12 protein-coding genes and 1 pseudogene are annotated in these 14,710 nt (G+C 72.3%); 12 read left to right on the top strand and 1 reads right to left on the bottom strand.

All coding sequences use genetic code 11. The annotated features are described in order from the left end of the window. Positions 1 to 7 precede the first annotated feature (7 nt). Both H4N58_RS15545 and H4N58_RS15540 read left to right on the top strand, forming a co-directional pair. Positions 8 to 2,818, top strand: coding sequence for a glycosyltransferase family 2 protein (locus tag H4N58_RS15545; RefSeq protein WP_167251705.1), 2,811 nt, complete (start codon positions 8 to 10; stop codon positions 2,816 to 2,818). Further along, a complete protein-coding gene (locus H4N58_RS15540) occupies positions 2,815 to 4,335 on the top strand; it encodes a DUF5719 family protein (protein ID WP_167251706.1) in 1,521 nt (506 codons plus the stop codon). The genes H4N58_RS15545 and H4N58_RS15540 overlap by 4 nt, the downstream gene beginning before the upstream one ends. 42 nt (positions 4,336 to 4,377) lie before the next feature. Here H4N58_RS15540 and H4N58_RS15535 read toward each other — a convergent pair whose 3' ends face one another. Next, on the bottom strand, positions 4,378 to 4,833 hold the full coding sequence (locus H4N58_RS15535) for a metallopeptidase family protein (RefSeq protein ID WP_167005176.1): 456 nt from the start codon (positions 4,831 to 4,833) through the stop codon (positions 4,378 to 4,380). A 107-nt stretch (positions 4,834 to 4,940) separates the two neighbouring features. On the opposite strand from H4N58_RS15535, the gene H4N58_RS15530 reads away from it, so the two are divergent. From H4N58_RS15530 to H4N58_RS15480, 10 genes and pseudogenes are all read left to right on the top strand, one after another. Continuing rightward, positions 4,941 to 5,291 (top strand): DUF3499 domain-containing protein, encoded by a 351-nt coding sequence (locus tag H4N58_RS15530; RefSeq protein WP_167251707.1) that lies wholly within the window; start codon positions 4,941 to 4,943, stop codon positions 5,289 to 5,291. 3 nt (positions 5,292 to 5,294) lie between these two features. Next, positions 5,295 to 6,686, top strand: a complete 1,392-nt coding sequence (locus H4N58_RS15525; RefSeq protein WP_208322941.1) for a phosphomannomutase/phosphoglucomutase — start codon at positions 5,295 to 5,297, stop codon at positions 6,684 to 6,686. Next, complete coding sequence (locus H4N58_RS15520; protein WP_167005170.1) at positions 6,683 to 6,856, top strand: Trm112 family protein; 174 nt, start codon at positions 6,683 to 6,685, stop codon at positions 6,854 to 6,856. The genes H4N58_RS15525 and H4N58_RS15520 overlap by 4 nt, the downstream gene beginning before the upstream one ends. A 27-nt stretch (positions 6,857 to 6,883) precedes the next feature. Next, positions 6,884 to 7,897 (top strand): SIS domain-containing protein, encoded by a 1,014-nt coding sequence (locus tag H4N58_RS15515; RefSeq protein ID WP_243845154.1) that lies wholly within the window; start codon positions 6,884 to 6,886, stop codon positions 7,895 to 7,897. Beyond that, positions 7,894 to 8,843 (top strand): annotated as a pseudogene (locus H4N58_RS20990) (threonine/serine exporter family protein). The gene H4N58_RS15515 and the pseudogene H4N58_RS20990 overlap by 4 nt, the downstream one beginning before the upstream one ends. Then, positions 8,837 to 9,055, top strand: coding sequence for a hypothetical protein (locus H4N58_RS15500; protein WP_167251709.1), 219 nt, complete (start codon positions 8,837 to 8,839; stop codon positions 9,053 to 9,055). The pseudogene H4N58_RS20990 and the gene H4N58_RS15500 overlap by 7 nt, the downstream one beginning before the upstream one ends. A 60-nt stretch (positions 9,056 to 9,115) precedes the next feature. Beyond that, complete coding sequence (ahcY, locus tag H4N58_RS15495) at positions 9,116 to 10,546, top strand: adenosylhomocysteinase (protein WP_167251710.1); 1,431 nt, start codon at positions 9,116 to 9,118, stop codon at positions 10,544 to 10,546. Positions 10,547 to 10,566: 20 nt separating this feature from the next. Continuing rightward, a complete protein-coding gene (mtrA, locus tag H4N58_RS15490; protein WP_255490665.1) occupies positions 10,567 to 11,280 on the top strand; it encodes an MtrAB system response regulator MtrA in 714 nt (237 codons plus the stop codon). A gap of 5 nt (positions 11,281 to 11,285) precedes the next feature. Further along, positions 11,286 to 12,923, top strand: a complete 1,638-nt coding sequence (mtrB, locus tag H4N58_RS15485; protein WP_167251711.1) for an MtrAB system histidine kinase MtrB — start codon at positions 11,286 to 11,288, stop codon at positions 12,921 to 12,923. Next, positions 12,920 to 14,701, top strand: a complete 1,782-nt coding sequence (locus H4N58_RS15480; protein ID WP_167251712.1) for an LpqB family beta-propeller domain-containing protein — start codon at positions 12,920 to 12,922, stop codon at positions 14,699 to 14,701. The genes mtrB and H4N58_RS15480 overlap by 4 nt, the downstream gene beginning before the upstream one ends. Positions 14,702 to 14,710 lie beyond the last annotated feature (9 nt).

Genomic DNA, 14,710 nt, shown 5'->3' with positions numbered 1-14,710 from the left:
AGCACCTATGATCGAAGGCGTCGACGAGGGCCTTGTCCCCTCCCGGAACTGGCTCGCCGCCCCACCCAGCGTCACGGCCGTCATCGTGTGCCGCAACGGTGCAGGGTGGCTCCCACTGGTGCTCGATGCGCTCGCGTCGCTCGCCCACCTCCCGCAGGCAGTCGTGGCGGTCGACGTGTCGTCGACCGACCAGACACGCGAGATCCTGGCGCGCTACCTGCACTCTGCATCGATCCGTACGGCGCCGCCGGGCACCGGCTTTGGCGATGCGGTCCGTGTGGCGCTGGAGGGGTCGGCGCCAACCGATTGGGTCTGGCTGCTGCACGACGACTCGGCGCCCGGTCCTGACGCGCTCGCGCACCTGCTCGACCAGGCGACGCAGTCGGAGGACATCGGCATCGCGGGGCCCAAGCTCCGCGAGTGGCCGTCCCTCAAGCGCCTCCTCGAGGTCGGGGTCACGATCAGCGGGACGGGTGCGCGCGAGACAGGTCTGGAGCGCGGCGAGCCCGACCAGGGCCAGCACGACCGCCCGCGCGACGTCCTCGCCGTGAGCACCGCCGGGATGCTCGTACGCCGACGCGTCCTCGAGGACCTCGGCGGCTTCGACCCCCGGCTCCCGCTGTTCTTCGACGACATCGACCTCGGGTGGCGCGCCGCACGCCGCGGCTACCGTGTGCGCGTCGCCCCGTCGTCGGTCTTCTTCCACGTCGAGGCCGCTGCCACCGGGCTGCGTCCGGGGTCGCTGGCGCCGAGGCCACGCCGCGAGATGCGCCGCGCCGCGACGTACACGCTGCTCGCCAACGCGAGCCGGCCCGGTTTCTTCTGGCAGTCCGTACGCCTGTTCCTCGGCACCCTCCTGCGCGCCCTCGTGCTGCTGCTCGCCAAGGCCCCGCGCGAGGCCGCCGATGAGATCTTCGGTGTCCTGGCGGTCTACCGCAGGCCATTCGCGATGCTGGCGGCGCGACGGCGTCGTGCCGCCGCTGCCCGCGTCGACGCGCGCAGCGTCCGTGAGCGTCTGCTGCCCTCGCCCCTGATCCCGTACCGGCACGGCCTCGACGCCCTCGGTGAGCTCGTCAACACCCTCGTCGGTCCTGCGCCAGAGATGACCGGCCGGCGCGCCGCGGTCGAGCTGCGCCCGGAGGACGACGACGAGGAACTCCCGACCACCGGCTCGTACCTGTCACGGCACCCGTGGCTGACGACGATGCTCGTCCTCACGCTCGTCGCGTTCGTCGCCTCGCGCAGCGTCATCGGCTCGGGCTTCCTGATGGGCGGGGCGCTCTTGCCCGCCCCCGACGGGGCGGGAGCGTGGTGGTCGTTCTTCACCGCCGGCTCGCACGATGTCAGCATCGGCAGCGACGTGCCCGCACCCGGCTACGTCGTCCCGCTGGCCCTCCTGGCCACCCTCCTGGGCGGCAATGCGGACCTGGCCGTCAGCATCGTGGTCCTCGCCGGCGCCCTGCTCGCCGCGCTCACCGCCCACCGTCTCGGCCGCCGCCTGTTCGCCTCCCCGGGGGTCCGGCTGTGGTGGGGAGCCACGTACGGCCTGCTGGTCGCGACGTCCGGCGCCCTGGTCCAGGGACGGATCGGGACGGTCGTCGCCCTCGCGGCGGCCCCGGCGATCGTGAACTCCGCCTACCTGCTGATGACGCGGCCGCGGGTCACGGACGGTCTGCGTCTTGGGCTGTGGCTCACGCTCGCGACGGCGTTCGCCCCGGTCACGTACCTGCTCGCGGCGGGACCGCTGCTCGTCGCCGGCGCCATCTTGCTGCGCCGCCGCGGCTGGCCGAGCATCGCGACCGCGCTGCTCCTCCCATGGCTGCTGCTGGGCTCCTGGATGTGGCGGCGCGCGCTCGACCCCGGTGCCTGGTGGTGGGAGGCGGGGCGCGCCAACGCCGATGTCGGCGACCTCGACCCGCCGACCTGGCAGCTCGCCCTCGGGCACGCGGGCGGTCCGGGCATCGCCACGTACGCCACCGCGGGTCTTCTGCTGCTCGGTGTGTTGGCCCTGCTGCGCAGGGAGACCCGGTCTGCCGTCCTCGTCGCGTGGGCGACCGGGCTCTGGGTGCTCGGGTGGGCGAGCTTCGGCGCCGGCGCGACCTTCACCGACGGCATCTCGGGCGGCCCGGTCTGGGTGGGAGTGCCGGCCACCTTGTGGATCGCTGCCCTCGCCGCAGCGGCAGGGAGCGCCGCCGACGGCCTCCACGGACGCCTCGCCGACCGTCCCGTGCGACGGCGCGCGTTCGCCGTGCTCGTGGTCCTCGCCCTGGTCGGCCCTGCTGTCGCCCTCACGTGGTGGGCGGTCCGCGGCGACGGCGACCCGCTCGAGCGTGGCACGCCCGACGAGATCCCTGCCTACCTCGCGGCGCGGGCCGAGGACGGCAGGTCCACGCTCGTCCTCACCGGCACGCGCGAGGAAGGCGTGACCCAGCGCGTCGTGTCCGGCGACGGCACGCGCCTCGGCGACGAGGCAGTCATGCCGTCGCCCGAGGACCTGCGGTCCCTGGACGTGGACGTCCGCCTGCTGCTGTCCAACCCCTCGACGGGTGTGCTCGAGCGGCTCGGCTCGTACGGGATCCAGTCGATCTACCTGCCCGCCCCCGCTGACCCTGATCTTGTCGACGCCCTCGAGGCCGCGCCCGGCCTGGAGCCCTCTGGCAGTCCCGAAGGGTCGCGGGTCTGGACCTTCACCGTCGCCGGCGAGCCGCACGAGCCGCCGTCGTCGGCGGTGCGTCCGTGGGTGGCGCGCGGCCAGCTGGCGCTGCTGCTCGTGGCCGTCGTCGTGGCCGCACCGGGACGAGCGAGGGAGGTGCGATGAGTCCGAAGAAGAAGTCACGACGTCAGGCCGGTGGTCGGCGCGTCAAGGATCAGGTCGTCGAGACGACGTCGGCTGCGCTCGCGCTCGGAGCTCATTCGGGCCGCCTGGTGATCGGTGCCGTGGTGATCGCTGGGCTGCTGCTCGGTGTCGGCGAGCTGCGGACGGCGTCTCAGGAGACGACCGGCAGCGGTCCGTCGGCCCAGGAGGTCAGCACGGTCGCGTACGGCTGCCCGTCCTTCGTCCAGCGGGGTGCGGCCTCGGCCACGACCGTCGCCGTGACCAGCCTGCCGGGAGACTCCTCCGACGGGGGAGCGCGCGAGGCCGTCCGACTTCCGGGTGCCAACCCGGTCGCCGCGCTCGCCGGCGCCCCGCGAGGCACATGGGCGACGGCCTTGACCGGGCGGCGCGCACGTGCGGTGCTGGTTGAGGCGACCGGGGCCCAGGCGCCCGGAACGGTCGCGTTCAGCGCCTCCGTCGCCCAAGCGTCAGATGGTGGGGGAACCGCCGTGGGGGCGTGCCCGCGCCCCGCGCCCGAGCGCTGGTTCGTGGGCGCCGGCAGCACCGCGCAGCATCGCACGGCTCTGGTGCTCACCAACACCTCCAGCAACCCTGGCGTGGTCGACCTCTCGATGTACGGCACGGCCGGAGACGTCGACGGGGTCGGCGCCACGGGCATCGTCGTCGAGCCGCAGACCTCGCGTGTCGTCCGCCTCGAGGACGTCGCCGCAGGGGAGTCGGATATGGCCGTGCGGGTCGTCGTCCGGCGCGGCGCCGTCGCCGTCGCCGCGACCGACGCCTCGTCGGTCGGGACCGCAGCAGCAGGCAGCGAGCTCATGCCGCCTTCGGCGCTGCCCTCGACCACGACGACGGTGGCCGGCGTCCCCGCCCACCGGGGTGCGCGCACGCTGCTCGTCGCCAACCCGTCCGACCGCACCGCGACGGTCGCGCTGTCGGTCGCGACGAACGACGGCGTCTTCACCCCGACAGGTCTGGAGAGCATCGACGTCGCCCCGCAGGCGCTGACGAGCGTGACGCTTCCCGCGAACGTCAGCGCGCGGGCGTACTCGGTCCGTCTCACCTCCGACATCGCCGTCACCGCGTCGGTGCGCACGACGATCGGTGCCGACCACGCGTACGCCGTCGCGACCGCGCCGTGGGAGGGCACCGCGGTGATGCCCGTCGGCATCGGGTCGGCGTTGCGTGCCGGTGGCGCCGGGCTCCTCGTGTCGCCCGACGGCGACGCGGCAGCCTCGCTCGCCGTGACCGCCCACGACGAGACAGGTGCCGAGGTCGGCAGCGCGCAGCTCGAGGCCCCGGCCGGGACGACGACGGCGCTCAACCCCTTCGGGTCCGGCGGCGTCGGTGTCGCGGCCGCACAGGTCTCGTACCTCACGGTCGCCTCCGAGGCGCCGGTCCGCGCCGCGGCGGTCTACAGCGGGCGCGGCCTCGCCTCCGTGCCGTTGAGCGCGGCACCCGTCCGCGAGGCGGCGCCGGTCGTCCGCCCCGGCGCCCCCTGAGCCGCCTCGTGGCTCACGCGCTCAGAGGCTCACGGGGCGCAGTCACATCCGGGGGTCGAGGTCGTCGGGGTCGCACCGCCACAAGGTCGCGAGCTGGTCGACGAGAACCGAGAGGACTAGGTCGTCGAGGTCGGCCCGCGACTCCACGCGGTGCTGGACGGGCTGTCGGAACAGGACGACCCGCGGCCGCTCACGATCGGGGACGACCGTGCCGAGCGGCACCTCGTCGCGCCATCGGCGCGGCAGCACCGGTACGTCCTCCACGGCGACGTCGAGCAGCTCCAACGCGGCTGCATGGCGGGGACGCAGGCGCGCGACCGCGCCGAGGACCGCGGTGTCGAACTGGGCACGGCGATCCCACCCGACAGGGATGCCCGACGGCGTCAGTGGCCCCGGCAGGGCGACCGGCCCGCGGAACCCACGCCCACGGCGGTCGCGCCGTCTGCCTCCACGCGGCTCGTCGAGCGGGACCACCCTGGGACTGCTCCGGCGCGCCATGCGAACGTCCTACCTCGCGTACGGAGTGCTGCGCAAGCCGAGGGGTCCGCCTGCGTGGCGGTGCGCCGCGTCCCGGTCCGAGGGTGGGGCACGCTAATCTCGGCGGGGTGAGCCCCCTGCGTCGATGCACCCGCCCCGCGTGCCTGCGCCCCGCCGTCGCGACGCTGACCTACGTCTATGCCGACCAGACCGCCGTGCTCGGGCCGCTCGCGGTCTATGCCGAGCCGCACAGTTACGACCTGTGCGCGGCGCACGCCGAGCGGCTCTCCGCCCCCAAGGGGTGGGAGGTGCTGCGCTTGCAGTTCGACGCGACGGCGACACAGGCGCCTTCAGCCGACGACCTGGAGGCCCTCGCCGACGCGGTGCGCGAGGCCGCCCACGTGCCGCCACCGTCGTCGGACCGGCCCCCGGCGGGTCGTCGCGGGGGACACCTGCGCGTTCTCGGACCCCAAGACTGATCGATGGAGAAGACTTTGCTGGCTGAACGGCTCTCGCAGCTCGTCAAGGCGTACGACGTGCGTGGCGCCGCCCCCGACCTCCTCGACGCCGACGTCGCCCGTGCCCTCGGTGCGGCGTTCGCGCACGAGACCGGCGCGGCTCCCGGCGACGACGGAGCCGCGGGCTCGGTCGTGATCGGCCACGATATGCGGGTGACCTCGCCCGAGCTCGCCGACGCGCTGGCCGACGGCGTGACGAGCACCGGCGCTGACGTCGTGGTCATCGGCCTCGCGTCCACCGACATGCTCTACTTCGCCTCCGGGGCGTGGGAGCTGCCCGGCATCATGGTCACCGCCAGCCACAACCCGAGCGGCGACAACGGCCTCAAGCTGTGCCGTGCCGGCGCCCGGCCGATCGGGCGCGACACCGGACTCGCCGCGATCGCCGACCGTGCTGTCAAGGGCGTCGAGCCGGTCCTCGCCAAGGGCTCGGTCATCGCGCGTGACGCGCTCACCGCGTACGCGCTACGGGTCACCGAGCTTGTCGTGGTGCCGCCCGGGCCCCGTCCGCTGAAGGTCGTCGTCGATGCCGCGAACGGGATGGGCGGCCTCATCGTCCCGGCCGTGTTCGCCCACCTCGACGTCGAGCTGCACGGCATGTACATGGAGCTCGACGGCACCTTCCCGAACCACCCGGCCAACCCGCTCGACCCCGCCAATCTCGTCGACCTCCAGCGCGCCGTCCGTGACCAAGGCGCCGACCTCGGCCTCGCCTTCGACGGCGACGCTGACCGGTGCTTCGTCATCGACGAGCACGGTGACCCGGTCTCGCCGTCGGCGGTGACCGCGATGATCGCCGCACGCGAGCTCGCCGTCCACCCCGGCGCCACTGTCCTGCACAACGTGATCACGTCGCGTGCGGTGCGCGAGGTGGTCCTCGAGAACGGCGGCACCCCGGTCCGTACGCCGGTCGGCCACTCGCTGATCAAGGCCGAGATGGCGCGCACCGACGCGGTCTTCGGTGGTGAGCACTCCGGCCACTACTACTTCCGCGACTTCTCGCTCGCTGACTCGGGCATGCTTGCCGCTCTGCACGTCATGGCCGCGATGAACGAGGCGGGGACGGCGCTGTCCGAGCTGGTCGCCCAGTACGAGCGCTATCCCGCCTCCGGCGAGCTCAACAGCCGCGTCGCCGACGCAGCGGTCGTGACCGAGCGTGTCGCGGCCACGTACGAGGCATACGACCAGGACCGGCTCGACGGGCTCACCGTCACCGCCGACTCCTGGTGGTTCAACCTGCGCAGCTCGCAGACCGAGCCGCTGTTGCGGCTCAACGTCGAGGCCGACGACCAGGCCACCATGGAGTCGGTGCGTGACGCCGTCCTCGCTCTCGTCCACCAGGAGGAGTCCTCATGAACCTCGACCCGACGCTGCTCGACATCCTCGTGTGTCCCCAGTGCCGCGCCACGCTCGCCGTGGACGTCGACCGCGCCGAGCTGGTGTGCAACCTGTGCCGCCTCGCGTACCCCGTCCGTGACGACATCCCCGTGATGCTCGTCGACGAGGCCCGCAGCCTGGCAGACTGAGCGCCGGGCGGGACGCTGGGGGGCGCGGTGTTCGACGACGGCAGGCTCGACGACGAGCAGGCTCTGGCGCGCGCCGACGCGGGGATGCGCGAGCTGGCGGGGTCGGGGGCGCGCGTCCGGGTCGACGCGCACGCCGCGGGTGAGGCGATCGCGGCGCTGAGCGGTGCTGGCAGGGATGAGCGCCCGCGCGCAGTGGTCGCCGCCGGTCCTGGAGCACGCCTGCTGCGCGCCGTGCTCGAACCTGTCTGTCCCGTGCCGTTCGTCGCCTGGCCAGGGCCCGGGCTTCCCGGCTGGACCGGCAGCCTCGACCTCGTGGTCGTGACCGGCGCGCCCGACGGTGCCGCGGCCCAGCTCGCGGTGACCGACGCGGTGCGCCGCGGCTGCCCGTTGATCCTCGTCGCCTCCGCGGGATCCCCGCTCGCCGAGCTCGGCGCGTCCCGCTGGACGACGCTGCTGCCCACGTCGACGGGCGACGTGCTGGCGACGACGGTGGTCGCGCTCGAGGCGCTCGAGGCACTCGGGCTCGCACCGCCGGTCGACGCTGACGAGGTCGCCCGCACCCTCGACGACGTGGCGGTCGCGTGCTCGCCGTTCCGCGACCTCGGCAGCAACCGTGCCAAGCAGGTCGCCACCGCGCTCGCGGACGCGACGCCGCTGCTGTGGGGCGGGACCGTGCTCGCCGCGCGCTCGGCGCGGCGGTGGGCCGAAGGCCTGCGCCGAGCCGCCGGTCGCCCCGCGCTCGCAGCCGAGTCGTCCGACCTCGCCGCGCTGCTGGAGTCGAGCACGCCGCGTGACGTCTTCGCCGACCCGTACGAAGACCCGCCCGCTGACGTGCAGCCTTACCTGGTGGTGCTCGACGACGGCGTCGACGCTGCCAGGGTGCGCGTCGAGAACGGCGAGCTGGTCGCCGCCGCCGAACGCTCCGGCGTACGCCACGACCGCGTGGCCGCGCTCGAGGGCGGCCCGCTCGCGCGCTACGCGGGGCTGACCCTCACCGGCCAGTACGTCGCGGCCTACGTCGGGATCGGCCTGGGACGATGAGCCGGGTCGGTCGGTGGTGGCGCTCCGGCGTCGAAGCCCTCGCCCGGCGCGTGCTCAAGCAGCCGGAGGAGGTGCCCGCCCCGGACACGGCGCCCTCGGAGGCCGAGGTCCTGACGATGCTGCGCGCGTTCGCGGTCGCGCAGCTCGAGGTCGGGCAGCCGGCCAACCTCGTCGAAGAGAGCCTTCACGTCATCGCGCGCGCGTACGGCATCGACACCCTCCGTGCGGTCGTGCTCCCAACGGTCGTGTTCATCGAGATCGACAGCACCGACACGGACGGCTCCGGTCACCGGACCGAGCTCGAGCCCGTCCCGTCCGCGGAGGCGCGTCTCGACCAGGCTCGGGCCATTGAGCACCTCGTCACGGAAGGGATGGCCGATCACCTCGTTCCGGCCGAGGTGTGGCGCGCATCGAGGCGGTGCGAGCCTCGCCACCGCGCTTCGGACAGCTCACGAGACTGGCCGGGTATGTCGTGCTGTGCGTCGGCTTCGGGCTCTCCCTCAACCCGACGGCGGCGGCGCTCGGTTCGTACGCCCTGCTCGGCCTCGCGGTCGGCCTGCTCCGGATGCTCGCCCGTGCCATGCCTACGCTGCAGACGGCGCTGCCGGTCTTTGCCGCGTTCCTCGTCACCGTGCTCACGTGCACGTTCGTCGCCGGCGCTGTGGGCGACGAGCCCCTCCGGCTCATCGCGCCCGCGCTCGTCACGTTCCTGCCCGGTCTCACGATGACGGTCGCCGCGGTGGAGCTGACCAGCAACCAGGTGGTCGCCGGTGCATCGCGCATCGTCTATGGCACCGCCCAGCTTCTGCTGCTCGCGTTCGGTGTGGTGGCCGGCGTGCGAGTCGCCGCCTCGGCGCGACCCTGTCAGGCTTCGTCGGCGCCCTCGCAGTCGTCCCGTTCACTCGGTTCGCCACCGCGTTCCGGACGGCGCCGACGTCGATGGTGATGCTGCTGGCCTCGTTCTGGTTCCTCGTCCCGGGTGCGCTGGGCTTCGTCGGTCTGGGAGAGGCTGCGAGCGGATCTGTGGCGGGGGTGCAGGTGCTCATCGACACGTTCATGTCCCTGTTCGCAATCGCTCTGGGCTTCCTCGTGGGCACCGCCCTCACCCGGCAGGTCGGCGACGTGCAGGCACGGGTCGGGGCACGTCGTACCTCATGAGACCGGCCCGACCGGCCCATGTTGGTCAGGTGGTGTGCGCCTCGTGGCTACGATGGGGCAATGGACTTCCAGGTTGCCGATCTGTCCCTGGCCGAGCGCGGCCGTACGGAGATCACCCTCGCCGAGCACGAGATGCCCGGCCTGATGGCCATGCGCGAGCGTTACGGGACGAGCAAGCCGCTCACCGGCGCGCGAATCGCCGGCTCGCTTCACATGACAGTGCAGACTGCTGTCCTCATCGAGACGCTCGTCGACCTCGGAGCGGACGTCCGCTGGGCGAGCTGCAACATCTTCTCCACTCAGGACGAGGCCGCCGCCGCGGTCGTCGTGGGCCGTGACGGCACCGTCGACGATCCCCAGGGCGTGCCGGTCTTCGCGTGGAAGGGCGAGACGCTCGCGGAGTACTGGGACCTCGCCGAGCAGATCCTGGTCTGGCCGAACGGCGAGACCCCCAACATGATCCTCGACGACGGCGGCGACGCCACGATGCTCCTCCACCTCGGTGTGGAGTACGAGAAGGCCGGCGAGGTGCCGTCGCCCGACACGACCGACAACCTTGAGCTCAAGGAGGTCCTGCGGGTCCTCGCGCGCAGCCTCGAGACCGACCCGGAGCGCTGGACCCGGATCGGCAACAGCGTCCAGGGCGTCACCGAGGAGACCACCACCGGTGTGCTCCGGCTCTATGAGCGCTTCAAGGAGGGCACGCTGCTCTTCCCGGCGATCAACGTCAACGACTCGGTCACCAAGTCGAAGTTCGACAACAAGTACGGCTGCCGCCACTCGCTCATCGACGGCATCAACCGTGCGACGGACGTCCTGATCGGCGGCAAGGTCGCGGTCGTCTGCGGCTACGGCGACGTCGGCAAGGGATGCGCCGAGTCGCTGCGCGGCCAGGGCGCCCGCGTCATCATCACCGAGATCGACCCGATCTGCGCGCTCCAGGCCGCGATGGACGGCTACCAGGTCGCGCACCTCGACTCGGTCATCGAGCAGGCCGACATCGTCGTCACGGCCACCGGCAACAAGGACGTCGTCACCGCCGAGCAGATCGGCCGCATGAAGCACCAGGCCATCCTCGGCAACATCGGTCACTTCGACAACGAGATCGACATGGCCGGTCTCGCCGCGACGCCCGGCGTCACCACCAAGAACGTCAAGCCGCAGGTCGATCTGTGGACGCTGCCGAACGGCAACACCGTGATCGTGCTGAGCGAGGGACGCCTGCTCAACCTCGGCAACGCCACCGGCCACCCGTCGTTCGTGATGTCCAACTCGTTCACCAACCAGGTGCTCGCGCAGATCGAGCTCGTCACCAAGAACGAGGACTACCCGGTCGGTGTCTACACGCTCCCGAAGCACCTCGACGAGGAGGTCGCGCGGCTTCATCTCGGGTCGCTCGGCGTCGAGCTCACGACGTTGAGCGACGACCAGGCCGCGTATCTCGGCATCCCGGTGGAGGGCCCCTTCAAGTCCGACCACTACCGCTACTGAGGCTGGCGAGGAGATCGGGCGTGGACAGCAACGAGGCTGCTAAGGACAGCGGTCGCTACAACGGCCGCATCCTGGTCGTCGACGACGACCGGGCGCTTGCCGAGATGCTCACGATCGTGCTGAGGGCCGAGGGGTTCGACACCTCGGTCGCCTCCACGGGGACGGCGGCGCTCGATGCGTTCCGCGCGTACACGCCTGATCTCGTCCTGCTCGACGTGATGCTCCCGGGGATGAACGGCATCGACGTCGCCAAGCTCATCCGGGCCGAGTCCGGCGTGCCGATCGTGATGCTCACCGCCAAGACCGACACGGTCGACGTCGTGCTCGGGCTGGAGTCGGGTGCCGACGACTACGTCGTCAAGCCCTTCAAGCCCAAGGAGCTGATCGCGCGGGTACGTGCCCGCACCCGCGTGCATCAGCAGGCCGAGCCGGAGCTGCTCACCATCGGTGACCTCCAGATCGACGTCCGGGGCCACACCGTCGTCCGCGGTGAGCATGAGCTGTCGCTCACGCCGCTGGAGTTCGACCTGCTCGTGTGCCTGGCCCGTTCCCCACGGCAGGTGTTCACCCGCGAGGTGCTGCTCGAGCGGGTCTGGGGCTACCGTCACGCGGCCGACACCCGCCTGGTGAACGTCCATGTGCAGCGGTTGCGCTCGAAGGTCGAGCCCGATCCCGACAACCCGACCGTGATCGTCACGGTGCGCGGTGTCGGGTACAAGGCCGGGAGCTCCTGACGACCATGGCGCGACGGGCGCCGAGGTGGCTGCGCCGGGGGCTGCTGCGGGTGCGCAACGTGCTGTCTCCCGTCGTCTCGCTGTGGCGTCGTTCGATCCAGGCGCGCGTCGTCATCACGACGATGGCGATCAGCGCGTTCGTGATCGGTGGCGTCGGCTGGCTGATGCTGCAGGGCGTGGCCGACGGCATGGTCGAGGCACGTCGCGCGGTGGCGCTGTCGGAGGCGCGGGCAGGGTTCAGCCAAGCGCAGCAGTCCCTCGACGTCAGCTCGGTCTCCGAGGCGTCCTCGGAGATCGATGCCCTGCGCACGCTGGTCAACGACCTCGCGGCGCGGTCGGGCTCGCCTCCCTCGTACCAGGTCATGCTGGAGGGGCCGCTCGATCCGTCGGGCGACGGCGAGGCGGCGTTCGCCTCGGCCGGCATCGCCTCGCCCGCCATCCCCGACGACCTCGCGCAGGCAGTCGCCGACGGTCAGCACGCGGCGTACACGTTCACTCGGATGGAGATCGAGGGGTCCGACGAGAATGCGGCAGCGATCATCGTCGGCGACCTGCTGCGGATGCCGGACGGCGACCAGGAGTTCGCTCTCTACTACGCGTTCCCGATGACCGACCAGGAGCGCACGCTGTCGCTCGTACGCAACTCGCTGCTCTATGCGGGGCTCGCGCTCGTCCTGCTCTCCTCGGGGGTGGCCTGGCTGGTGACCCGGCAGGTGGTGACCCCGGTGCGCCTCGCACGGCGCATCGCCGAGCGCCTCGCCGACGGCCGGCTCGAGGAGCGCATGGTGGTGCGCGGCGAGGACGACATCGCACGCCTGAGCCTGTCGTTCAACAAGATGGCCGAGAGCCTCCAGCGGCAGATCCGTCAGCTCGAGGAGCTGTCCCGCCTCCAGCACCGGTTCGTGTCCGACGTCTCGCACGAGCTGCGCACCCCGATCGCGACCGTGCGCATGGCCGCCGACGTCCTGTACGACAACCGCGAGCACTTCGACCCCAGCTCGGAGCGGTCCGCCGAGCTCCTGCAGACCGAGCTCGACCGGTTCGAGGCGTTGCTGAGCGACCTGCTGGAGATCAGCCGTTTCGACGCGGGCGCGGCACGTCTCGACCTCGAGGCGGTCGACCTCGTCGACCTGGCCGAACGCGTCTGCGCCCAGTACGCGCCGCTGGCAGCGCGGCACGGCGTCGAGCTGCGCGTGGTGAACCGCGACGGGCCTGCCATCGTCGACGCCGACGTACGCCGGATCGAGCGGATCGTCCGCAACCTGGTCGCCAACGCCATCCACTACTCCGGCTCGTCGCAGGTGCACCTGCTCGTGGCACACGGCGCGACGAGTGCGGCGATCGCCGTCCGCGACTTCGGGGTCGGTCTCGAGCCGGGCCAGTCGCAGCTGGTATTCAACCGCTTCTGGCGTGCCGATCCGGCGCGTGAGCGCAGCCGCGGCGGCACGGGCCTCGGCCTCGCGATCGCGCTCGAGGATGCCGTCCTGCACGGCGGCTGGCTCCAGGCGTGGGGCGAGCCGGGGCAAGGTGCTCAGTTCCGTCTCACGCTGCCGCGGCACGCCGGCGACGACCCGCAGCGCTCACCGCTTCCGCTGGTCCCCGACGCCGGGGCCGGGCTCAACCGTACGGAGGGTGTCCGATGACGCGGCCGATCTCGACCTCGCGTACGGCCATCCGCCCGTTCGTGCGGCTTGGCGCGGCGCTCTCACTGGGTGCGCTTCTCGCCGGCTGCGTCTCGATCCCCGACGGCGGACCGGTCCGCGTCGTCGAGGACGGCCGTCCCCAGCAGGTCTCGCCGGCGCGCATCCGCCCGGCCGGTCCCGCCGACGGGGCCTCGCCGCGCGACATCGTCAACGGCTTCCTCCAGGCGATGATGTCGTCGCCGGTGCGCTATGACATCGCTCGCCGCTTCCTCACCGACGGGGCGGGCGACGACTGGCGTCCGGAGGAGTCGGTGACCGTCTACTCGCTGTCGTCGGTCGCAGAGCCGGAGGAGCGCTCCGGCGCCGAGAGCGTCGCGGTCGACATCGCACGCGAGGCCGTCCTCACCGAGCAGGGCCGCTTCACGGTGCCCGCCGCGCGCGAGCAGCACTTCGACCTGACACTGGTTCAGGAGGACGAGCAGTGGCGTATCGCGGACCCACCACCGGGTGCGCTGATCACCGACGCCTTTTTCGAGGACTACTACGACGCGGTCAACGCGTACTACTTCGACTCGGCGGGCGAGCAGCTCGTCGCGGCACCGGTCCACCTTCCCGATGACGAGGGCCGGCCCACCGATCTCGTGTCGTCCCTGCTGGGAGGGCCCGACGGAGTGCTCGGTGGACAGGCGCGCAGCTTCCTTCCCAGCACCTGGAAGCTCGCCGCGCCGGTGGAGGTCGACGACCAGGGCGTGGCACTCGTGAGGTTCGCGGGATCCGACTCGGGGGTCTCGGTCGGCGACCGTGAGCGGCTGTCCGCCCAGCTGGTGTGGAGCCTGCGGCAGATCTCGACGGTCACCGGGGTGGAGATCCGCATCGGTGACCGCCCGATCGCCCTGCCCAACACCCCCGAGGTCCAACGCATCGACGCATGGGACCAGTTCGACCCCGCTGCCGACCGCCCGACACAGCTCTTCGCGATGCGCGAGGGTCGGCTGCTGGTGGTCGGGCGTTCGAGCACGGGGCCGTTCGCGGGCGCGTGGGGGCGCGACCCGGTGCCCGCCGACGACTTCCGGGTCGCGGTGGACGCGGAGCGCATCGCGCTGGTGACAGGCGGTCGTCGTGTCGTCTCGGTGTCACCGCTGGCCGGTGAACCTGCGCTGGTCCCCGCACGGCAGGGGACCGATCTGCTCCGGCCGAGCTGGGACGCCGCAGGCCGGTTGTGGACCATCGACCGTGTCCGGGGCGGCTCGCGGCTCACCGTCGGGCCCGCCGACGAGCCTCCGCGCTCGATCGACCTCGGTCCGCTCGCCGGCGGTCGAGTGACCGGATTCGAGCTCTCGCCGGACGGTGCGCGCTTCACGGCGACCGCACGCGTCGGCGCCCGCGACGCGCTGTACGTGGGGGCGATCCGCTACGACGCCGAGGGCGGCGGGGTGGTCGGTCTCGTCGACATCGCGGAGATCCCGTTGCCGACTGAGACCGGGGTGCCGTTGTCGGCGGCGTGGCGCTCGAGCACGACGATCGCCCTGCTGGCCCGCGCGCAGGAGCGGGTGCCGCAGGTCGCGATCGTCGCCGTCGACGGGTCCAGCAGCGTCACCGGAGCTGTCCGGGTCGGCCTGCTGCCGCAGGACGGCGCACGCCAGGTGCTGAGCGCGGGCCTGCTCTCGTCGCCGATCTTCGTGCTCGATGCCGAGGGCATGCTCTGGACGCAGAACGGTGACGGTCGTTGGGCGGAGGCCAGCGACGAGCCGGTGAGCCTCGCGGCGTTCGCGGGCTGAGCCGGCCGC

This window comes from Mumia sp. ZJ1417 (assembly GCF_014127285.1).
GTDB lineage: Bacteria > Actinomycetota > Actinomycetes > Propionibacteriales > Nocardioidaceae > Mumia.
The sequence above is the reverse complement of the archived record's forward strand: the minus strand, read 5'-3'. Positions and strand labels throughout refer to the sequence as shown.